The organism is Micromonospora echinospora, assembly GCF_900091495.1.
GTDB classification, from domain to species: Bacteria; Actinomycetota; Actinomycetes; order Mycobacteriales; family Micromonosporaceae; genus Micromonospora; species Micromonospora echinospora.
In genome coordinates, this window is the sequence record NZ_LT607413.1 from 1352629 (window position 1) to 1374130 (window position 21502).

The 21502-nt window shown below is 72.0% G+C and carries 18 protein-coding genes; 6 read left to right on the top strand and 12 right to left on the bottom strand.

The genetic code is table 11. The features are described 5' to 3' along the window. Positions 1-38: 38 nt before the first annotated feature. The 4 genes from GA0070618_RS06000 to GA0070618_RS06015 form a co-directional block, all read right to left on the bottom strand. Complete coding sequence (locus GA0070618_RS06000) at positions 39-1853, bottom strand: glycoside hydrolase family 13 protein (protein WP_088980752.1); 1815 nt, start codon at positions 1851-1853, stop codon at positions 39-41. A gap of 219 nt (positions 1854-2072) precedes the next feature. Beyond that, positions 2073-2969 (bottom strand): sugar ABC transporter permease, encoded by an 897-nt coding sequence (locus GA0070618_RS06005; RefSeq protein ID WP_088980753.1) that lies wholly within the window; start codon positions 2967-2969, stop codon positions 2073-2075. Next, positions 2966-4606, bottom strand: coding sequence for an ABC transporter permease subunit (locus GA0070618_RS06010; protein WP_088980754.1), 1641 nt, complete (start codon positions 4604-4606; stop codon positions 2966-2968). The genes GA0070618_RS06005 and GA0070618_RS06010 overlap by 4 nt, the downstream gene beginning before the upstream one ends. Beyond that, on the bottom strand, positions 4606-5859 hold the full coding sequence (locus GA0070618_RS06015; protein ID WP_088980755.1) for a sugar ABC transporter substrate-binding protein: 1254 nt from the start codon (positions 5857-5859) through the stop codon (positions 4606-4608). Before GA0070618_RS06015 ends, GA0070618_RS06010 begins: the two co-directional genes overlap by 1 nt. 200 nt (positions 5860-6059) lie before the next feature. On the opposite strand from GA0070618_RS06015, the gene GA0070618_RS06020 reads away from it, so the two are divergent. After that, positions 6060-7145: a LacI family DNA-binding transcriptional regulator gene (locus GA0070618_RS06020; protein WP_088980756.1), complete on the top strand. Its 1086-nt coding sequence runs from the start codon at positions 6060-6062 to the stop codon at positions 7143-7145. A gap of 176 nt (positions 7146-7321) precedes the next feature. Further along, positions 7322-8965: a glycoside hydrolase family 13 protein gene (locus GA0070618_RS06025; protein ID WP_088980757.1), complete on the top strand. Its 1644-nt coding sequence runs from the start codon at positions 7322-7324 to the stop codon at positions 8963-8965. Between the two features lie 145 nt (positions 8966-9110). Here GA0070618_RS06025 and GA0070618_RS06030 read toward each other — a convergent pair whose 3' ends face one another. From GA0070618_RS06030 to GA0070618_RS06045, 4 genes are all read right to left on the bottom strand, one after another. Then, on the bottom strand, positions 9111-9554 hold the full coding sequence (locus GA0070618_RS06030; protein WP_088980758.1) for a hypothetical protein: 444 nt from the start codon (positions 9552-9554) through the stop codon (positions 9111-9113). A 62-nt stretch (positions 9555-9616) separates the two neighbouring features. Next, positions 9617-10552, bottom strand: a complete 936-nt coding sequence (locus GA0070618_RS06035) for a YihY/virulence factor BrkB family protein (RefSeq protein WP_088980759.1) — start codon at positions 10550-10552, stop codon at positions 9617-9619. Between the two features lie 78 nt (positions 10553-10630). Then, complete coding sequence (locus GA0070618_RS06040; protein ID WP_088980760.1) at positions 10631-11464, bottom strand: protein phosphatase 2C domain-containing protein; 834 nt, start codon at positions 11462-11464, stop codon at positions 10631-10633. A 2-nt stretch (positions 11465-11466) separates the two neighbouring features. Further along, positions 11467-12297, bottom strand: a complete 831-nt coding sequence (locus tag GA0070618_RS06045; RefSeq protein WP_197701726.1) for a sigma-70 RNA polymerase sigma factor region 4 domain-containing protein — start codon at positions 12295-12297, stop codon at positions 11467-11469. Positions 12298-12655: 358 nt separating this feature from the next. On the opposite strand from GA0070618_RS06045, the gene GA0070618_RS06050 reads away from it, so the two are divergent. Together GA0070618_RS06050 and GA0070618_RS06055 are read left to right on the top strand one after the other, a co-directional pair. Further along, positions 12656-12910, top strand: a complete 255-nt coding sequence (locus tag GA0070618_RS06050) for a DivIVA domain-containing protein (protein WP_414467598.1) — start codon at positions 12656-12658, stop codon at positions 12908-12910. Continuing rightward, entirely contained in the window at positions 12910-13164 is a 255-nt protein-coding gene (locus tag GA0070618_RS06055; protein ID WP_088980763.1) for a hypothetical protein, read from the top strand. Before GA0070618_RS06050 ends, GA0070618_RS06055 begins: the two co-directional genes overlap by 1 nt. Before the next feature lie 93 nt (positions 13165-13257). On the opposite strand, the gene GA0070618_RS06060 is transcribed toward GA0070618_RS06055, so the two are convergent. From GA0070618_RS06060 to GA0070618_RS06070, 3 genes are read right to left on the bottom strand one after another with little or no spacing between them, the layout of a single operon-like run. Next, complete coding sequence (locus tag GA0070618_RS06060; RefSeq protein WP_088980764.1) at positions 13258-13857, bottom strand: 2'-5' RNA ligase family protein; 600 nt, start codon at positions 13855-13857, stop codon at positions 13258-13260. A gap of 10 nt (positions 13858-13867) precedes the next feature. Continuing rightward, positions 13868-14893, bottom strand: a complete 1026-nt coding sequence (trpS, locus tag GA0070618_RS06065) for a tryptophan--tRNA ligase (protein WP_088980765.1) — start codon at positions 14891-14893, stop codon at positions 13868-13870. A gap of 33 nt (positions 14894-14926) precedes the next feature. Then, positions 14927-15919, bottom strand: coding sequence for a hemolysin family protein (locus GA0070618_RS06070; protein WP_231931806.1), 993 nt, complete (start codon positions 15917-15919; stop codon positions 14927-14929). A gap of 283 nt (positions 15920-16202) precedes the next feature. Here GA0070618_RS06070 and galE point away from each other — a divergent pair, with 283 nt between their 5' ends. Both galE and galK read left to right on the top strand, forming a co-directional pair. Next, positions 16203-17186: a UDP-glucose 4-epimerase GalE gene (galE, locus tag GA0070618_RS06075; protein ID WP_088985316.1), complete on the top strand. Its 984-nt coding sequence runs from the start codon at positions 16203-16205 to the stop codon at positions 17184-17186. After that, the gene (gene galK, locus GA0070618_RS06080) at positions 17183-18400 is read left to right on the top strand and encodes a galactokinase (protein ID WP_088980767.1); all 1218 of its coding nucleotides are present in this window, start codon (positions 17183-17185) and stop codon (positions 18398-18400) included. The genes galE and galK overlap by 4 nt, the downstream gene beginning before the upstream one ends. 99 nt (positions 18401-18499) lie before the next feature. Here galK and GA0070618_RS06085 read toward each other — a convergent pair whose 3' ends face one another. Further along, positions 18500-21454, bottom strand: coding sequence for a glycosyl hydrolase family 28-related protein (locus GA0070618_RS06085; RefSeq protein ID WP_143740240.1), 2955 nt, complete (start codon positions 21452-21454; stop codon positions 18500-18502). Positions 21455-21502: the final 48 nt, after the last annotated feature.

Consider the following 21502-nt stretch of genomic DNA (forward strand, 5'->3'; position numbering starts at 1 on the left):
GACCACGGCAGCACCGGCGGCAGCCCGGTGGCCGGGCCTCACCCCTGGCGCCAGACCTGGAACGTGGGGCCGTCGCCGGGGAGGGTGACGGTGCCGTCGGCGGCCGGACGCAGGGACGGCGCGCCGCCGTGGACGTTGTCGGCGGCGGGCAGGCCGGTGAGACGGACCGGACGGCCGGGCGCCCGGCGGGCCAGCACCACGGCGCTGCCCTCGACCGCCTCCCGGGCGAAGACCAGCGTATCGGCGTCGGCGTACAGCCAGCGCAGGCCGCCGTGGCGCAGCGCGGGCTCGGCCCGGCGCAGCGCGATCAACGACCGGTACGTCTCGAACGTCCGGCTGTCCCAGGTCTCCGGCCGGTGCCAGGGCATCGGGGTACGCGACCCCTCCCCGTTCGTGCCGGTCAGGCCCAGCTCGTCCCCCGCGAAGATCATCGGGGTGCCGGGCATGGTGGCGAGCAGCCCGGCGGCGACCTCCTGCCGGGCCGCGTCCCCGACCACGGTGCGGATCCGGGCCGAGTCGTGCGAGCCGAGCAGTTGCCACGAGTGGGTGTACGACCGCCAGGACACCAGCGACCGGTAGGTGTTCATGGTGGCGAGCACCACGTCCGCGTCCCGCCGCACCACCCCGCCCGGGGTGCCGAGGAAGTTGGGCAGCGGCTCGTCCCCGGCGCGCAGCCAGCTCCACACCGGGTCGGTGAAGCCGACGTAGTTCATCGTCCCGTGCCAGCCGTTCCGGTCCAGGTCGCCGGTGTGGTCGTGACCGTGTTCGGCCATCACCAGGGCGTCCGGGCGGGTGTCGGTGGCCACCGCCCGCAGTAGCGCCGCCACCTCGTGGGTGTACGCGTCGGCGCCCCGCCGGCCGGTCATGTTCGCCACGTCCACCCGCCAGCCGTCCAGTCCGTACGGCGGGCGCAGCCAGCGCCGCAGCAGCGAGTCCGGGTCGGTGGCGAACCGGCGGCACAGCTCGGCGCTCCCCCAGTTCAGCTTCGGCAGCGACCGGACTCCGTTCCAGGACTCGTAGTCGCCGTCCGCGTCGAAGTAGTACAGCTCCCGCTCGACAGCGTGCGCGTCGGCGCGGGCCCGGGTGAACCACTCGTGCCCGTCGCCGGTGTGGTTGCTGGTGATGTCGCCGAGCAGCCGCCAGCCCCGGGCGTGCACCGCGTCGGCGAGTCGGGCCAGCGCGGCGTCCCCGCCGAGGAGCGGGTCGATCCGGTCGAAGCCGGCCGCGTCGTACCGGTGGTTGGAGCGGGCCGGGAAGACCGGGGTGAGGTAGACGGTGTTGACCCCGAGCCGGTCCAGGTGGTCCAGGTGTTCGGTGATCCCGTCCAGGTCGCCGCCGTAGAACTGGTAGGGGGTCTCCGGGCCGCGCCCGATCACCGGGGTGTCCCAGTCGCAGGGGATCGCCCAGTCGGGGGCCGTCCGGGACGCCGCCGCCGCCGAGCGGGCGAACCGGTCCGGGAAGATCTGGTAGATCACCGCGTCCCGGGCCCAGGCCGGCGGCGGGTCGTGGGCGACCAGCCGGAAGTCGGCGTTGTCGGGCACGTCGTGGTCGACCGGCCCGGCGGCGTTGAGCCACCGGTAGCCGCGCCGGCCGGTCAGCATGAAGCGGTAGTTGGTGACCGGGTTGCGTACGTCCACCTGGGCCCGCCACCAGACGGTGTCGCCGTCGGTGTGGTCGACGACGGCCTCGGTGAAGCGCGGCTCCCCGTCCGGGGTGGTACGCACGTGCACCTGGCGGACGTCGGCGCCGGCCGGCACCCGGACGAGGACCGGCACGGCGTCGCCGAGTTCCGGGGCCTGCTCGGGCACGTAGCGGGCGGATCCGTCGTGGTGCGGTGCGACGGGATGGGACATGGACATGGTCGGCCCTTTCCGGGTCGGGTACGGGGAAGAGGCGAACTGCCCGCCGGGTCGGGTGACCCGACGGGCAGCTCTCGACTGCTCCGGTGTACGCCGTCGCCGACGACGCCCTTGCCGGTAGGGATGTCCACGGAGCGGCGCCACTCGCCTCAGGATGCCCGCGAACCAGCACCCCTCGCCTCGCCCACGACGGCGAGCGGCCACCTATCCGATCTATCCCTTGACCGCTCCGGCGGTGAGGCCGGAGACGATGTAACGCTGGACGAACTGGAAGACCAGCACCGTCGGGATCGCGGTGAGCAGGGTGCCCGCCGCGAAGATGCCGAAGTTGTTGTTCCGCTCCCCGGCCACCAGGCCGAACATGCCGACCGCGAGGGTCTTCGACTCGGCGCTGGTGAGGAACACGTTCGCCATCAGGAACTCGTTGATCGTGCCGATGAAGGCGAGCAGACCGGTCACCGCCAGGATCGGCGCCACCAGCGGCAGCATGATCCGGAAGAAGACCTGGGCGTGCGAGGCGCCGTCCATGGTGGCCGACTCGTCCAGCTCCCGGGGGAGCGTGTCGAAGAAGCCCTTCATCAGCCAGGTGTTCACCCCGAGCGCCCCACCGAGGTAGAGCAGGAGCAGGCCCCACGGGGTGTTGAAGCCGATCGCCGGCCAGAGGTCGGTGACCGTCGTGAAGATCAGGAAGATCGCCACGATCGCCAGGAACTGCGGGAACATCTGGATCAGCAGCAGCGCGAGCAGCCCCGGCCGCCGGCCGGCGAACCGCATCCGGGAGAACGCGTACGCGGCCAGCGCGGAGAGGAAGACCGACACCAAGCTGGCCACCCCGGCCACCAGCAGGGAGTTGAGGAACCACCGCTCGAAGGCGGTCCGCTCGAACAGGCCGGTGAAGTTCTCGAAGGACACGCCCTCGGTGGGCACCAGGCCGGTGGAGCTGAGGGTGCCCAGCGGGTTGAGCGCGGCGGAGAGCACGAACAGGATCGGGAAGAGACTGAACACCACCGCGAGCACCCCGACCAGGTGCCGCCAGCCGACCTGGGCGAACCAGCGGCCCCGGGGTCGGCCGGCGGTCCGGTCGGCGACCGGTGTCTGTGCGACCGTCACGAGTACACCTCCTCCTGCTGCCGGGTGCGTCGGAAGCTGACCGCCGAGACCACCGCCACGATGGTGAAGATGAAGATCGACACCGCCGCCGCCAGACCGTACTCCGCGCCCTGCGCACCGAAGGCCAACCGGTAGGTGTAGGTGATCAGCAGGTCGGTGGCGCCGCTGGTCGGGTTGTCCGCCGGGAACGGTCCACCCTCGGTGGTCAGGTAGATCGCGTTGAAGTTGTTGAAGTTGTACGCGAACGACGAGATCAGCAGCGGGGAGAGGGCGACCAGCAGCAGCGGCAGGGTGACCGACCGGAACGACTGCCAGGGTGACGCCCCGTCGACCGAGGTCGCCTCGGTCAGTTCCCGGGGGATGGCCTGCAACGCTCCGGTGGCGACCAGGAACATGTACGGGTAGCCGAGCCAGAGCTGCACCAGGATCACCGCCGCCCGGGCCGACCAGTCCTGCCCGAACCAGTCCACGCCGAGACCGAACAGGTTGTTGATCAGGCCGAAGTCGGTGTTGAACATGTCCCGCCAGACCAGCAGCATCGCGAACGACGGCATGGCGTACGGCAGGATCAGCAGGACCCGGTAGATGTTGGTGCCGCGCATCCGGGGCGAGTGCAGCGCCAGCGCGATGGCCATGCCGAGGACGAAGGTGAGTCCAGTGGAGCCAAGCGCGAAGGCGAAGTTCCAGAGCAGGGTGCCGAAGAACGGCCCGGAGATGTTCGGGTCGGTGAGCACCCGGCTGAAGTTGCGCAGCCCGACGTTGACCTTCCAGCCCTGGGCCAGCCGCTCGCCGTCGGCGGCGACGAACGCGCCGGTCTCGGCGTCGGCCGTCCAGGTCTTGCCGCTCTCGGTGTCCCGGATGCAGTCGCAGCCCTCGTCGTACGCCCGGACCGCCTTGCCCTCGTAGGCGCGGGAGAGGCCGGACGAACGCAGCGCGCCCGACTCGGTCGGCACCACCAGCCCGGTGATCTCCGCACTGCGCGCGCTGGCCTGGCCGAAGTTGAGCACGGTGTAGCCCTCGGCCGCGGTGACCTTGCCGCCGGTGGCGACGGTGACGTCCGCCGCGTCCAGCTCCCGCAGGCCGTTCGCGTCACCAGCGGAGACCTTCCCGCTCTGCGGGTCGCTGACCAGGAAGACCAACGGGCCGGTGGCCGGGTCGCCCTGGGTGGCGACGGAGAGGGCGTACTCGGTGGAGCCGGGCACCTGCTTGACCGAGGCGGTCTGGATGGCGACGATCGCGTCGTCCTTGGTGCCCCGGTGGCCGTCGCCGAAGTTGGTGAACGCGGTGCTCGCCGTGTAGAGCACCGGGAAGATCTGGAACGCGATCAGGAAGAGCGTGCCGGGGACCAGGTACTTGGCCGGGACGTGCCGGCGGCTCAGGTAGAGGTAGAACAGGCCGGCGGTGGTCGCCAGCAGCAGGGCCAGCCCGGCCCACTTCTCGGCCTCGATGAGCGGGAAGGCCGCCCAGACCGCGATCCCGGCGGTCAGCCCGAGCAGGACCACCTTCACCGCGAGGCCGGTGGCGGTGATCGGCGTGTCGTTGCGCGCGGCGCGGCGCGTGCGCGCGGGCCGGGAGCCGGTGGGCTCCCGGCCCGGGGTCTGTGTGCCAGACCCCGAGCCGGACAGCGACGTGCTCATTACTTGATCTGCTCGGAGATCGTCTTACCGGCGGCGGTGATGGTCTTCGCCGGGTCGGCGCCACCGATGATGGCGGCCTCGGCCTTGCCGAACGGGTCCCAGATCGCGGCCATGGCCGGGATCGCCGGGAGCGGCTGGCCGTTCTTGCCGGCCTCCTGGAACTTGGCCAGGTCCGGGTCGCTGCCCTTGACCTGGTCGAGAGCGGCGGTCAGCGCCGGCGGGCGTGGCTCGGCGTTGTAGAGCGCCACGGCCAGGTCGGCGGTGGTGACGTGGTTCGCGACGAACTCCTGGGCCAGGGCCTTGTTCTTGCCCTTGGCGGCGACGTAGAACGCCTGGACACCGACGAACGGCTGGGCCTCCTTGCCACCGGCGAAGCCGGGGACCGGGGAGATGTCGTACTTGATGCCGGCCTTCTTGGCGTCGGTGATGGCCCACGGCCCGGAGACCAGGAAGGCGCACTTCTTGCCGGTGAAGGTGGCGATGGAGTTCTCGCCGGTGATCGAGCGCTTGAGCGCGCCCTCGCCCTTCTCGCCCAGCTTGGCGATCTTCTGGAACGCCGCGATCGACTCCGGCTTGCCGACGCCCAGGTCCTTGGGGTCGTAGTCGCCGTTGGCCGCGGTGCCGAAGAGGTAGCCGCCGGCCGAGGTGTACAGCGGGTAGATGTGGTACGCGTCGCCGTTCTGGCCGGACTGGAGGCAGAGGATCTCGCTGGCCTTCTTCTCGGCCTTGAGCTTCTTGCCGGCGGCCACGAGGTCCTCGATGGTCTTCGGCGCCTCGGGGGCCAGCTCGGTGTTGCGGATCAGCGCCAGGTTCTCCATCGCGTACGGGACGCCGTAGAGCTGGCCGTTGAAGGTGACCGCCTTGACGGCGGTCTCGTTGAAGGCGCTCTTCTGCTCGGCGGCGAGCTGCACCGGCTCGATGGCGCCGTTCTGCACCATGTTGCCGATCCAGTCGTGTGCGCCGACCACGACGTCCGGGCCGCTGCTCTGCTGGGCGGCGGTCACGAAGTTGGTCTGGAGGTCCTTGGAGACGGCCTCGACCTTGACGGTGACGCCGTTCTCCTGGCCGAACTTCTCGGCGAAGGGCTGGAGGGCGGCGGCCCGCTTGTCGTCGGCCCAGATCACCAGTTCGCCGCCGGAGGCCTTGGCGGACTCCTTGGCGGCCGGTTCGTCGTTGTCGTCGCTGCCGCCGCAGCCGGACGCGGCGAGCGCCAGGGCGACGGCGGCGACCACACCCGCGGTACGGATGCGCATCGGTACTCCTGTCGTCATGGCAGGCCCGCCCGGGGGAAGGGCGGCCCGCCAGGGTAAACATCGGTAGAATTTCGTGCCAACCGGCGCAGTGCCGCGCCGCTGCTCTCGCGTGTTGCGGGGACGTTAGCAAGAGGTTGCAGATAATGGAAGGGCTTGCAGAAGTGTTCGCAAGAAGTTGCGGTTGAGCTAGAGTGCGGCCCATGCGCGCTCGACTGTCCGACATCGCCCAACAGGCCGAAGTCAGCGAGGCCACGGTGTCGCGGGTGCTCAACGACCGCCCCGGCGTGGCCCCCGAGACCCGGCAGGCCGTGCTGACCGCCCTCGACGTGCTCGGTTACGAGCGTCCCGCCCGGCTGCGCAAGCGCAGCGCCGGACTGGTCGGCCTGGTCGTGCCCGAGCTGGACAACCCCATCTTCCCCGCCTTCGCGCAGACCATCGAGTCGACGCTGGCGCAGAGCGGGTTCACCCCGGTGCTATGCACCCAGACCCCCGGCGGGGTCACCGAGGACGAGTACGTCGAGATGCTGCTGGACCGGCAGGTCTCCGGGATCGTCTTCGTCTCCGGCCTGCACGCCGACACGGCCGCCAACCACGACCGGTACCGCGCCCTGATCGGTCGCCCGCTGCCGATCGTGATGATCAACGGGTGGGCGCCCGGCATCGCGGCGCCCTTCGTCTCCTGCGACGACCGGGAGGCCACCGAGTTGGCCGTGGCCCACCTGGTCGCCCTCGGACACCGGCGGATCGGCCTGATCACCGGCCCGGACCGGTTCGTGCCCGTGCAGCGCCGGGTCGCCGGCTACAAGGCCGCCATGCGGCGTCTGGTCGAACTGGACGACACCGAGCTGGAGCCGCTGGCCGAGCTCTCCCTCTTCGGTGTGGAGGGCGGCGAGGCCGCCGCCAGCCGGCTGCTCGACCGGGGCGTGACCGGCATCGTCTGCGGCTCCGACCTGATGGCGCTGGGCGCGATCCGGGCCGCCCGGCAGCGCGGGCTCTCCGTCCCGGCGGACCTCTCCGTGGTCGGGTACGACGACTCTCCCCTGATGGCCTTCACCGACCCGCCGTTGACCACGATGCGGCAGCCGGTGGTGGCGATGTCGGTGGCCGCCGTCCGGGCCCTGGTCGACGAGATCAACGGGCATGGCGCCCCGCACTCGGAGTACCTTTTCCGCCCGGAACTCGTGGTCCGGGGCTCCACCGCGGTCGCCCCGGCCGACGCGACCCGGCCCGGGCCGCCCCCGACCCGGCAGCGTCCGGTGCCGCCGGCGCTGGCCGTACCGGCCTGAGAAGGGACCGGCCGGGGCCGGCGCGCGCCAGCGGATGACGGCAACCCGCGACATTTCTTGCGCAAGTCCTGCTTGACTCTTGCAGCGCCGGGCCGGCATTCTGCACCCACAACCGCGCCCGCACCGACTCCGTGCGGTGCGTCACCGTCCCGCGCCACAGAACGGGGTACGCCACCGTGACCGCCACCCACCCGACGCCGTCCGCCACCGACCTCGACTGGTGGCGCTCCGCGGTCGTCTACCAGGTCTACGTCCGCAGTTTCGCCGACTCCAACGCCGACGGCGTGGGCGATCTCCAGGGCATCCGGGAACGCCTGCCCTACCTGCGGGACCTGGGCGTGGACGCGCTCTGGCTGACCCCCTTCTACACCTCCCCGATGGTCGACGGCGGCTACGACGTGGCCGACTACCGCGACGTCGACCCGATGTTCGGCAACCTGACCGACTTCGACAACATGATCGCCGACGCGCACGCCCTCGGCCTGCGGATCATCGTGGACCTGGTGCCGAACCACACCTCCGACGCGCACGCCTGGTTCCAGGCCGCCCTCGCCGCCGGCCCCGGCTCCCCGGAGCGGGAGCGGTACCTCTTCGCCGACGGCCGCGGCGCGACCGGCGAGGAGCCCCCCAACGACTGGGAGAGCATCTTCGGGGGGCCGGCCTGGACCCGGGTCGCCGACGGCCAGTGGTACCTCCACCTGTTCGACCCGGCCCAGCCCGACCTGAACTGGCGGCACCCCGAGGTCCGCGCCGAGTTCGAGGACATCCTGCGGTTCTGGCTCGACCGGGGCGTGGACGGATTCCGGATCGACGTGGCCCACGGCATGATCAAGGAGGAGGGCCTGCCGGACGTCGGGTTCAGCACCATGACCACCGGCCAGCGGCAGGTGGAGCTGCTCGGCAAGGGCCGGCTCCCCTACTTCGACCAGGACGAGGTACACGACATCTACCGGTCCTGGCGACCGATCCTGGACAGCTACCCGGGCGGCCGGATGGCGGTGGCCGAGGCGTGGGCGGAGACCCCGCAGCGGCTCGCCCGCTACATCGGCCCGGACGAGCTGCACCAGGCCTTCAGCTTCGACTTCCTCGACGCGACCTGGTCGGCCGACTCGTTCCGCAAGGTCATCGACACCGCCCTGGCCGAGTCGACCATCGTCGGCGCGCCCACCACCTGGGTGCTCTCCAACCACGACAAGAAGCGGCACGTCACCCGCTACGGCGACGGCGAGGTCGGCCTGCGCCGGGCCCGCGCCGCCACCCTGCTGATGCTCGCCCTGCCCGGCTGCGCGTACATCTACCAGGGCGAGGAACTGGGCCTGCCGGAGGTGCTCGACCTCCCGGACGAGCTGCGACAGGACCCGTCGTTCCTGCGCACCGGGGAGAGCCGGGACGGCTGCCGGGTGCCGATCCCGTGGAGCGGTCAGCTCGCCCCGTACGGCTTCGGCCCGGCCGGCAGCGAGCTGAGCTGGCTGCCGGCCCCCGCCACCTGGGCCGCCCTCTCGGTCGCCGCCCAGACCGGGGTGCCCGGATCGACCCTGGAGCTGTACCGCACCGCGCTGCGGATCCGGCGTGACCACCCGGCGCTGGCCCTCGGCGACGGCGGGATCACCTGGCGGGAGACCGACCCCGGTGTGCTGGCGTTCAGCCGCTCGGCCGGCGACGTCGAGCTGACCTGCGTGGTCAACCTCAGCGGCGCCCCGGCGCGGATCAGCGGGTACGGCACCCCGATGGTCGCCAGCGCGCCGCTCGCCGAGGAGGGTGACGGGCATCTCCTGCCGATCGACGCCGCAGTGTGGTTCGAGCGGCCTCTGGTCGGGTAGACCTGACTCACCTGGTCGTTCGCCGTGCTCCGCGCCGGCGGGCGACTGGGGCTGACGACCCCTTGTGGTGGGGGGTGAGGGCACCGGCGCCCCGGGGAGCGTTCCCCGGGGCGCCGGTGTTCGTCCGGGCCCCGCTCGGGGCGGGTCAGTCCTCCGGGCCGGTCAGCCGGGCGGCGATCCGCCGGAACCCGGCCCGCAACTGCTCCTCGGTCGGCGGGGTGCGCGGCTCGCCGTGCGGCTCCCGGGCCGCCGCCTCCTCCAGCTCCTCGTCGATGGTGTCCTCGAAGTCGCCGTACAGGTCCGCCTCCTCGACCTCGGCGGTCTCGTCCTCGGCGGCGATCCGCGCCGAGGTGATCTCGCCCCGGATCTCGTCGGCGGAGACCGCCGGCAACAGCGGCTCGACCACCGCCATCAACTGCTCGTCGGCCACCACCGACTCGGCCAGGGCCAGCGCGTGCGGGCGCTCGTACGGCCCGCAGACCACCGGTTCCCACTCCTCGGCGTCGCCCAGCGGGCCGAACGTGATGATCCACGGCAGGCTGAGCATCGGCGAGTCGTCCGGCAGGTCCAACGTCACGAGTGCGCCCACGCGCCCATCATGGTCCCCCGTGGCGGGATGGCGAGCCGGATTCACGCTAATTCCCGGGTACGTCAGCCGGTCGCGGGGGCGGGACGCTCCGGGGGATCCGGTGCCGGGTCGCCGACCGGGGCGACCGGACGGGCGCCGTCCGCCATGTCGAGCACCTGCCCGGTCCGGCTGGTCGCGGCGAGCGCCGCGCCGAAGAGCACCAACTGGTTGAGCAGGTAGAGGTAGAGCAGCAGCCCGACCGCGCCGGCCACCACCGTGTAGGCCGGGTTCCGCTCGGTCCGGACCACGTAGTAGCGGCCGACCGTGTTGAGCAGGGTGATGCCGACGGCGACCACCAGGACCACCGGCCGCAGCCGACGGCGACTTATCCGCAGCCGGGGCACCAGCACCAGGAAGGCACTGGCCAGCACCAGGTTGATCAGGACGCTGAGCAGCGCGCTCACCGTGGTCAGCCCCACCGAGCCGGTGCTGCGCAGCAGGAAGCGCAGCAGGGACTCCAGCGCGTCGACGGCGGCCACGGACACCCCGAGCAGCACGAAGAGCGCGACCAGGATGCCGAGGTCCACCAGACGGCGGACCACCAGGTTGCCCGGCTGCTCGTTGAGGCCGTAGATCAGCCGCTGCGAGGAACGGATCGCCTCGACCCAGCCGATGCCGGTGAGGGCCAGGAGGACCAGACCGATCACGCCGACCCGGCCGCTGCTGTCGGCGATCTGCACCGGGTCGAGGAAGGGCAGGTTCTCCCGGAGGAAGCCGGCCGCCGCCTCACTGACCTCGTCGTTGTCCTCGACGACCGCGCCGAAGACCGCGTACCCGATCAGGGCGAGAGCGAAGGCCGCGAAGAACCCGTAGTAGGCGATGGCCGCGGCGAGCCGTCCGGCGAGCACGTCGTTGTAGCGCACCCCGGCCCGCCAGACGTGGTCGAACAGCCGGGACCGTCGGCGCGCCGACGTGATCCGCCGGTTGGCCCCGGCCTCGATCCGCCCGAACACGTTCACCCGGTCATCCTCGCCGATCCATGTCCCCGCCGCCCTCCGGTACGGCGAGCCGCGTCAATCACCCCATCCCGGGATTCGTCACCGCACCACTTGGTCGAGTCCAACGCAGTACGCGAGAGTGGCGTCGTCGAAGGTTTTTCCACGTGGCCATTTCGCGCCGCGCGGGTCGCTGGTTTCCGCGTCACGAACCCTCCGGATGACCTCGGTCGGACCCGCTGTGGCGAGTAGCGCGAGGGCTCCGGGCCAGTCCGCGAGCCGGAACCGGTCGACGAGTCGGCTGGCTCCGTCACTCAGCAGGGTCACGGAGGCAATGCCGTGGGTGGGCAGGTCCCCGGTCAGCGCCTGGGCAGCGGCTCGTGGGTCGTCGGCGGCGACCCAGAATCCGCCGGGCTGGTTCCGATGGCCGCGCATGGCCTCGATGTACTCCCGGCGGGCCTGGTGGTGTTCTGGGGTGTCGTTGACTGCGGCATCCATGGCGGCCCGGTAGCGGCGACCAATTTCCGCCTCGCGGTCGTCGGTCATAACGAGGGGCTTGCCCTCGTCCCGCTCGACAACGAGAACGGAGTCGGCGAGAACCAGGTAGTCGGCACGGTCGCCGATGACCCGGAAGATGACGACGGTTGCGGACGGGCTGCTCGGATCATGAACGTCACAGGTGTGCCGGTGGCTGTCAGTCACCTGGGTGATGGCATCGGCCAGGAGAGCGGTGAGGTCGTGGTCGTCGGCGGCCAACCGGGAGAGCAACGCGCCACCGAGACGGCGGGTGTACCAGGCGACGCCGTGCGAACAGGTCGACGTCGTGCCCGACGCGCCCGCGCCGTCGAGCAGCACGACGGCGTTCGGGACCGCGCCGGCGAAGTCTTCGTTGGGCTCGCCGCGCTGGGCAGGACTGGTCGCCATGGTGACCTGCATGCTCAGCCTTCCGGCAGCCGGTAGAACGGTGTGAGGATCGTGACCTCGCGGGGCTCGTTCGTTTCCGGTTCGTACTCCGTGCCGATCAGTACGGAGAAGTTGGCCGTGTCGACCTGGGCGAAGAGTTCGGTGAGTCGCGTGCAGATCAGGTGGATCACGCCGAGTGAGCCGGGCGGGTGGATACCCGTGAGGACGATCAGTGAGCCACGTCCGTCGGGCCGTGGTAGCCGACCGAGGTAGGCGACGTCCGAGGCGACCGGTGGGTTTTGGTCCTGCCCGGACCGGTAGACAGCACCGGTCTCCCGGTCGACGAGTGTCCACGGGCCCTCGCTGACTCGCTCGAACTGCAGGACCGGGTCCTGGGCGAGGACCTGGGCGACGGGCTCGGAGATGCGGGGTCCGCAGATCACCACCAGGTTCGGCCGGTTGAGGTCGATCGCTCCCCCGGCCGGGATGTGCTCGAACGAGGGCTCCAGTCCCAGACTCCGCGCAAGCTCGCCGAGCCGTTGTGCTGCGGCAACGTCCTCGATGGCGATGACGGGCCGGCCTCTGATCGCCTCTTCCTTCAGCGGCGTAGCGACGACCACGCGACCCGATCCGAAGAAGGCACCCTCGGGAGCGGGACCACCATGGCGGATCTGGTGAATGCGACCCCGGGTGAGCCCCACGCGTTGCGCGATCTGGGCATACGACACGCCCGCGTCGTGCAGTTCCTGGATGACCTTCCGGCGCAGGCGGGCAAGCTCGGTCACCTCTTCCTGAGCTGCCGCCATGCGGGCCGTGGCTTCCCGCAGCAGATCGAACGGATCGCCTATCGCAGCGATCCTGTCCACTTCGCCTGGCATATCGCCTCTCGCGGTCGACGTAAGAGCGTCTAGCCCCCTTGACGACTCACCATACCCTTCGTATCGTTGCGTCTATCCCCCTAGACATCCTCGAACAGAAACCAGCCTCGGATGTCTAGGGGGATAGACGCCCTCAAGAGTCAGCTCTGCTGTCGTACTGCCGATCGTGGCTGCGGTGGCAGGGCGGGGTGGCCCACCCGTACGCGGCGGGCGGGTGGGCCACCCCTTCCACGTCGTTCGGTCGGGAGAGAGGCAGCGGGGTATGCAGACGTTGGTGCAGCGACGGTGGCGGTCGTGCGGTGGTCGGCACCACCGGCCTGGGAGCGAGGCCAGGCCGGGTGGCGGACTGTACCGGTCGGCGGTATGCGCGCCGCTGGGACCATGGCAGGTTCGGGGGCGGCGGTTCTCGCTGACCCACCGGTGGCGGCGCGGGCTTGACCCGGACGAGGTGCATGACTTCCTCGACCGGGTCGCCGACGACCTGGCCACCGCCTACGAGCTGCTGCACCGCAGCCAACAGGAGACCATCCGGGTCAAGGAGGCGCTACGGCGGTGGCAGTCGCAGTACGCGCCCCGGGTCAACGAACAGAGTTACCGCTGATGCCCGACCGCTTCGTCATCCACCTGCCGGTGATCGCCAGCGACCTGCCCGACGCGGTCCGTCTCGCCCGGGTCCTCGCCCGCTGGGCGCGAGTCCTGCCGTACACAGACCCGGGCGAGACCACCGTTTCCCACGAGGACGAGCAGGGCGTACGGCATCGGGTCTTCTGTGACGCGAGGATGCCCGACGGCCGGCGCTGCCTGCTCCGCGTCCGCCACGACGGACCCTGCACCCGCCGCCTCACCCCGCGCTGACGGGACCGGGAGCACGCAATCTTGGACAGTTTCCGCTGGCATACGACGGAAACTGTCCAAGATTCACAACACCGCCCACGGCAGCGCGCCGGGTCAGGGGCCCAGGCGGAAGTCGCGGCGGGGTTGCCAGCGGATCTGGCCGGAGTGCGAGAAGAGGGTGAAGGCCTCCACCTCGAAGATGGCGGAGAAGTCGGCCAGGTCCTCGTAGACCCGGTCCAGCGCCTCCGGCGCGACGTCCTGGGCGACCGTCACGTGCGGGTGGTACGGGAACCGGGTCTCCCGGTGCAGTTCCGGGGCGGCGCTGATCGCCTCGGCGAGCAGTTCGCACTCGCTGATCCCGGCGGCCACCGCGACGAAGACCACCTGGGTCACCGGGCGGAAGGTGCCGGTGCCCCGCAGGTGCAGGCTGAACGGCAGGTGCGCGGCGGCCACCGCGGCCAGGTGTGCCTCGACGACCGGCATGGCGTCGACCGGGATCTCGGTGGGCCCGAGGAGTGTCACGTGCGCGGGGATGTGGGCTGCCAGCGGGTCACCCGCCTCCGCCCGCCGACGGGTGAGGAAGGAACCCCACGGTTCCGGAATGTCGACCGCCACGCCGATCTGGGTGGTCGCGGCCGTGCCTGCCGTTGCGCCCCTGCGATCCACGCCCCGCGCCGTCCCTCCGGTCGCTGACCCGTCCACCGTCGACCTCATGGCACCGACGTCACCCGATGCGTACCGGCGGGAAGAACCCGACCCGCTCGTATGTGGTCGCGAGGGTTCGGGCCGCGACCGCGCGGGCCTTCTCGGCCCCCTGCGCGAGCAGCTTGTCGAGCTGGGCCGGGTCGTCCAGGTAGCTGCGGGTGCGCTCCTGCACCGGCCGGACGAACTCCACCACCACCTCGCCGAGGTCCTTCTTGAGATCGCCGTAGCCCTTGCCGGCGTACGCGGCGACCAGGTCGTCGATGCTCCGGCCGGTCAGCGCGGAGTAGATGGTCAGCAGGTTGGCGATGCCCGGCTTGGCCTCGGCGTCGAAGACGATCTCCCGGCCGGTGTCGGTGACCGCCGAGCGGATCTTCTTGGCCGAGCGGGCCGGCTCCTCCAGGAGGTTGATGATGCCGGCCGGCGAGGACGACGACTTCGACATCTTCGCGGTCGGGTCCTGGAGGTCGGTGATCTTCGCGGTGTCCCGGACGATGTGGGCCGCCGGCACGGTGAACGTCCGGCCGAAGCTGGTGTTGAAGCGCTGGGCCAGGTCCCGGGTGAGTTCCAGGTGCTGGCGCTGGTCCTCGCCGACCGGCACCGCGTCCGCCTGGTAGAGCAGGATGTCGGCGGCCTGGAGGATTGGGTACGTGAAGAGGCCCACGCTGGCCCGGTCGCTGCCCTGCTTCTGCGACTTGTCCTTGAACTGGGTCATCCGGCTGGCCTCGCCGAACCCGGTGACGCAGGAGAGGATCCAGGCCAGCTGGGCGTGCTCGGGCACCTGGGACTGGACGAACAGCGCGCAGCGCTCCGGGTCCAGTCCGACGGCGAGCAGCTGCGCGGCGGCCGTCCGGCTGCGCTGGCGCAACGTCTTCGCGTCGTGTCCGGCGGTGATGGCGTGCAGGTCGACGACACAGTAGAAGGCGTCGTGGGTGTCCTGGAGGGCCACCCAGTGCCGGACCGCGCCCAGGTAGTTGCCGAGGTGGAACGAGTCGGCCGTCGGCTGGATGCCGGAGAGGACGCGGGGGCGGGCAGGCACGTCGGACATGCCGGCAATTCTGTCAGCAACGCCCGACGTACGTCATGACGGGCCGGCGTTCGGCTTCGCCCCGACGGCGGCCGGTGGGGCGGGGCTGGCCGGAAGCGGGCGACGCGGTTCGGCGGGGCGGGCCACCGCGACTGCCACCCGGGCCACCCGGCGTCCCTCCACCGCGAGCACCCGCAGCGACCAGCCGGCCAGCGGAGCCGGTTCCGCGACGGGGTGACCCGTTCCGCCGCTCGGGGGACGGTTCGCGCCACCGGCGGGGCGCTCACCGGGCTCGGCGGCCACCGACACCTCGTCGCCGACGACCGGCAGTCGGCCCAGGGCCGCCATCACGTGCCCGCCCACCGTCTCGTACGGACCGACGGGCAGCACCACGCCGGTGCGCTCGGCGAAGTCGGCGAGGTTCAGCCGGCCGTCCACCACGGCGGGAAGGCCGGCGTGCACCGGGTCGGGGTCGGTGTCGTACTCGTCGTGGATCTCCCCGATCAGCTCCTCGATCAGGTCCTCCAGGGTGACGATGCCGGCGGTGCCGCCGTACTCGTCGACCACCACCGCGAGGTGGTGCCGTTCCCGGCGCATCTCGGTCAGCGCCGCCAGCACCCGCTTGCTGCCGGGAAGACGTTTCACCTCACGGGTCAGCTCGCCGACGGTGGCCCGGGGATCCGGATCCGGGTCGGGCCGGAGCAGCAGGTCACGCAGGTGCACGAAGCCGACCACGTCGTCGTGGGTGCCGTCGACCACCGGGTAGCGGGTGTGCGTCGCGGTGCGGGCCAGTTCGGCGGCCTCGGCGACGGTGAGCCGCGCCGAGAGGAAGACCACCTCGGTGCGGGGCATCATCACCTCGCGGACCAGGCTCGCCCCGGCCACCAGCACCTCGTCGATGATCCGGCGCTCGTCCGCGTCGAGAACGGTGTTCGCGGCGACCAGGTCACGCAGATCCGCCTCGCTGATCCGTTCCCGCCCGGCGGCGGGGCCGGCGCCCAGCAGGTGGGTCACCAGTCGGGTCGCGCCGTCGGCGGCGCGGACCACGATTCCGGCCACGGCCCGTGCCACCGGGCCGGGTTCGGGTCGTGGCCGCCCCGATCGTCGTGACCGCCCCGGCCGTCGCCGCCGGGGCCGGGAACCACCCGTCTCCCGCATACCAGAGATGGTAGACACCGGAGCCCTCGGCCGATCCCCTGTGTTTGACTCTGTTCGATCCTGACAGGTTGTGGTGGAATATCCCGGCGGCGGGCCGCATCGGCTACGAGCGGCGGCCGTAGGGTGAGCTACGGGACGGCCGCCACCGGTGGCCGGTCAGGAGGGGACCGACGTGAAACTGCTCGTCACCGGTGGGGCCGGCTACATCGGCAGTGTGGTGACCCGGATGCTGCTGGACGCCGGTCACGAGGTGGTCGTCCTCGACGACCTGCGTACCGGCCACCGGGCGGCGCTCGCCCCCGAGGCGACCCACGTCGAGGCCCCGGTGCACGAGGCCGCCGGTGTGCTCACCCCGCAGGCCGGGTTCGACGGGGTGCTGCACTTCGCCGCGTTGATCGCCGCCGGCGAGTCCATGGTGCGGCCGGAGCTGTACTGGCACACCAACACCGTCGGCTCGCTGGCGCTGATCGACGCCGTCCGCGCCGCCGGGGTGCCGCGCCTGGTCTTCTCCTCCACCGCCGCCGTCTACGGCAACCCGGTCGAGCTGCCCATCCCGGAGACGGCGGTCAAGGCCCCCACCAACACGTACGGCGCGACCAAGCTCGCCGTCGACATGGCGCTCACCTCCGAGGCGATCGGACACGACCTGGCGGCGGTCTCGCTGCGCTACTTCAACGTCGCCGGGGCGTACCTGCGCGGCGGGAAGGCCATCGGCGAGCGGCACGACCCGGAGACCCACCTGATCCCGATCGCGCTGGAGGTCGCCGCCGGACGCCGGGAGAAGCTCCAGCTCTTCGGGGACGACTACCCCACCGTCGACGGCACCTGCGTACGCGACTACATCCACGTCGAGGACCTCGCCCGCGCCCACCTGCTCGCGCTGGACGCGGCGACCCCCGGCCAGCACCGGATCTACAACCTCGGCAACGGCAACGGCTTCACCAACCGGCAGGTCGTCGAGGTGGTCCGCGAGGTCACCGGGCACCCCGTTCCGGTCGAGGTCGCCCCGCGCCGCGAGGGCGACCCGGCCGAGCTGGTCGCCTCGTCCCGGCTGGCCCGCGCGGAACTCGGCTGGACACCCGAGAAGCCGACCCTGCGGGACATGGTCGGCGACGCCTGGGCGTTCTACCGCGCGCACGTCCTGGAGCGGCCGTGACCGGGCGCCCCACCGGTGAGGTCGCCGACCGCGCCCCCGGTGACCTCCCGGCCCGTGACACCGCCGGTGACGTCGCCGACCGCGCCACCGCCGGCTTCCGGCAGCGGTACGCCGCCGAGCCGGCCGGCCGCTGGGCGGCTCCCGGGCGGGCCAACCTGATCGGCGAACACACCGACTACAACGACGGTTTCGTGCTCCCCTTCGCCCTGTCCCTGCGGACGGTGGTGGCCGCCGCCCCGGAGCCCGACCAGGTCTGGACGGTCTGCTCGGAACTCACCGACGAACCGGTGCGGTTCACCGTCGACGACCTCGCCCCGGGCCGGGTCACCGGCTGGGGGGCGTACGTCGCCGGGGTGGTCTGGGCGCTGCGCGAGGCCGGCCACGCCGTACCGGGCGCACGGCTCGCCGTCGCCAGTGACGTACCGCTCGGCTCCGGCCTCTCCTCGTCGGCCGCGCTGGAGGCCGCCGTGCTGGCCGCCCTGGTCGACCTCGGCGGGCTGGACCTTCCCGCCGAGCAGCGGCCCCGGCTCGCCCAGCGCGCCGAGAACGCCTACGTCGGCGCGCCGACCGGGATCATGGACCAGTCCGCCGTGATCCGCTGCCGGGCCGGGCACGCCCTCTTCCTCGACTGCCGCACCGAGGCGGTCGAGCACATCCCGTTCGACCTCGACGCCGCCGGTCTGGCCATGCTGGTCGTCGACAGCCGGGCCCCGCACCGGCACGCCGACGGCGAGTACGCGGCCCGTCGGCGGTCCTGCGAGCAGGCGGCCGAACTGCTCGGGGTGCCCGCCCTGCGGGACGTGCCCACCGACGGGCTGGCGACCGCGCTGGAGCGGCTCGGTGACGACGAGACCCGGCGGCGGGTGCGGCACGTGGTGACCGAGGACCAGCGGGTCCTCGACACCGTCGCGCTGCTCCGCGCCGGCCGGGTACGCGAGATCGGGCCGCTGCTGACCGCCTCGCACACGTCCATGCGGGACGACTTCGAGATCACCGTGCCGGAGATCGACCTCGCGGTCGAGACGGCGCTGGCCGCCGGGGCGCTCGGCGCGCGGATGACCGGCGGCGGCTTCGGCGGCTGCGTCCTGGCGCTGGTGGAGGCGACCTCAGTCGACGCGGTCGCCACCGCCGTCACGGCCGCGTACGCCGAGCACGGCTTCGCCGCGCCGGGTCACGTCCGGGTGCGGCCCGCCCCGGGCGCTGCCCGGCTCTGAGCCGCCGGTCGCGGGAGGGGTGCCGGTCGCCGGTGCCCGTGGACCGGCACGCCCACCCGGGGGAACCTCTCCGGCAGGCCCCGGCCGGACGTCCAGCGGTCACCGGGTGCCATGGATCTCCACCTCGAAGACGCGGGCCAGCCCGTCGGTCGGACTGGGCTCGGTGAACGACAGGCGTACCTGCTGGATGCCGCGCGGCGCGTCGGCCAGGTCGAGCCGGACCGGACTGGCGGAGTTCTCCGCCACGGTTCCGATCGGCGTCCAGACCCCGCCGACCAGGCCGTCGACCCGGAAGGCCCGCACCCGGAGGCTGTCCGAGCCGGCCACCCCGCTGTAGAGGACGAGCCGGTGCAGGTCCGCCGGCTCCCCCAGGTCGATGGTGAGCGTCGGGGACGGGTCGGCCGAGCCGGAGATCCACCGGCCGCCGGTCTGGTTCCCGTCGACGGCGTTGCCGGCGACGTTCGTGGAGAGCGTCGAGCTGGCCGTCACCGTGGCGCCCACCGCCAGGTTCTCGCCGCCGACCCGGACCGGCAGGGTCAGCGGGATCTCCTGCTGCTGCCCGGCCCGACTGTAGGCCAGGGTCAGCGCCACGACGCCGTCGCCCTCCGCGTCCGCTGGCAGCCGCACGTCGAGAGTGGCCGTGGCGGTGCCACCGGCGCGCAGCGTCGCCGTGTCGAGCGCCGCCCGCGCCTGCCACCCGGTCGGGGCCCGGACACCGACCGCGAGGCGGGTGAGCGTCCCCGGACCGTCGTTGCGCAGCCGCACCGTGGTGCTGCCCGAGTGTCCGGGTACGACGGTGAGCCCCGGGTCGTCCGGCGCGGCGTACACGCCGGCCGGCTCGGGCACCTCGTTGGGCACGCCCACCCCGAGGTAGGCCACCTCCAGTTCGGGAACGGTGCGGCCGGTCACCACGTCGGCGACGGTGGCGCCCCAGCGGGTGTTCGCCGTGTTGTCCGGACGGTAGCCACGGGTGCCGCGAATCACGATGCCGCTGCTGTTCCGCATACCGACGGCGTACGGGTAGGGCCCGAGCACCGTGGCGACGCGGAAGAAGACCGTGTTGCCGAAGAGCACGTCGTGCACGTCGTCCAACTCGACGGCCTGCGACCGCCAGCCGTAGATGTGATCCTCGGTCTGGAGGGCGTGGAACTCCCAGTTGCGCACCCGGCGCAGCACGACCTCACGGTGCTCGTGGTGCTCGACGGAGACCTCGTACACCCGGCCCCGGACCGCGGTGTCCTCGACGAGGAAGCCGTTGTCCGCCCAGCCGGCGACGCTCCACAGGTTGACGAAGGTGCCGCCCCCGCCCTGCACCCAGAAGTTGTACTTGTGCCGGCCCCGGTACTGGTAGCCCGGGTCGCCGGCAGTCGGGTCACCGGGCTGGGTCTGCTCGGGGTGCCACTTGACGAACTGGGTCAGGGTGTCGGCGAGGTGACTGCGCGCGCCGGACCGCCAGAGCACCTGCACCGCGCCCGGGGTCTGCCGGGCGGAGTCGAGACCGAGGCCGGTGACCTGGTTCGTTCCCCCGCGCGGGGTCTCGATCATCGCCTTCGGCCGGTCCGGGTCACCGAACGCGGGTGCGCGGTCGGGCAGTTTCAGCCAGGTCTGCCGGGGGTGCAGGCCGATCAGGTTGCTCTGCGGACGCAGCCGCAGGGTGTCCCCGATCAGGTACTGGCCCATCGGCACGTACACCGTGTCGTGCGTGTCGATGGCCTGCTGGAAGATGGCGTGGTCGTCGCTGGTGCCGGTGCCGACGGTGACGCCACGGGCGGCGGCGTACTCGGCCAGGTTCACCCAGCTGTCGCTGGCCGGCGGCAGCGGGACGTCCGAGGTGAGCAGCCGGGTGAAGCTCGGTGGCGCGGCGGGCACGGCCGAGACCACCACTCCTGCCGCACGCCGCTCGTCGGCACCGAGCGCGTCGTGCACGCGCAGGCCGAGCGTCGCGTCCCGGACCAGGTAGGACGGGCCGGGCCCGGCCCAGGTACGCCCGCTGGGCACGGTGGTCAGCAGCGCGCCGGCCCGGGTCACGCCGGTGTTCACCACGTTGAGCTGGTTCTGGCCCCGGATCAGGTCCGGCTCGGTGCCGCCGGGAATCGCCTCGTTGTCGTTGAGGGTGATCGCCGGCCCGGCGATGTCCTCGAAGACGGAGTCCTGGACGTAGAGACGCTGGGTCTGGCCGGGGGTGGCGACGATGCCGGCGGGCGCGTCGGCGAACCGGTTGCGGACCAGGCTGAGCTTGCTGTCGGTGTGCAGCCTGATCGCGGCCTCACGCTGGCCGGTGAAGGTGGTGTCGAGCAGGGTCGTCTGCCAGCCGGGGGAGGCGGCGTACGCCAGCAGGCCGACCGCGCCACCGTCGACCCGGACCCGCTGGATCAGGTTGGCGTTGTGGTCGATACCGGCGTACCCGTCGCCGACGTGGATGTCGAGATCCTGGAGGACGAACATCTGCGCGCCGCTGAACCGCACCGCGACGGCCGCCGGGTTGCCCGCGCCGATGCGGATGTCCAGGTTGACCAGTCCGGTGCCGAAGGTGTCGTTGTTGCCGAAGGTCGGCGTGGTCCCCGGCTGGTACGGCCGGCGGGTGGCGACGAACAGGAAGGACTGGTTGCCCTCCTGGAAACCGGGGGTCGACTCGCCGAGGTGGAACTCGGGACGTTTCGCCCCGAAGCCGATCAGCCGCACCGAGGCGTGCAGGTCGACCCGGCGGGACAACCGGTAACGCCCCTCTGGCACGAAGACCACACCGCCGCCGTCGCCGACGGTGACGCCACGGGCCCCGCCGACGATGTTGCCCAGGCCGTTCTCGCCGCCGCGGCGGGAGGCTTCGTCGATGGCCGCCTGCACCGACGCGGTGTCGTCGCCGACGCCGTCGCCGTGCACCGGAAACTGCGTGCTGCCGAGGACGACCGCGGTGGGATCGGTCGGCATGGTCCGGTAGACCGAGGTACCGGCCGGCGCCGAGCGGGGCGGCGCGGCGGCGGAGGTCACGCCGGCCGGTGACGCGACGGCGGTCGGGCCGGTGACGATCGCCGGAACCAGGGCCACAGCGGTCACGAGGAGACCCGCCAGGAGACCTGTCCGGCCACCTCGGAGGCCGGTTGC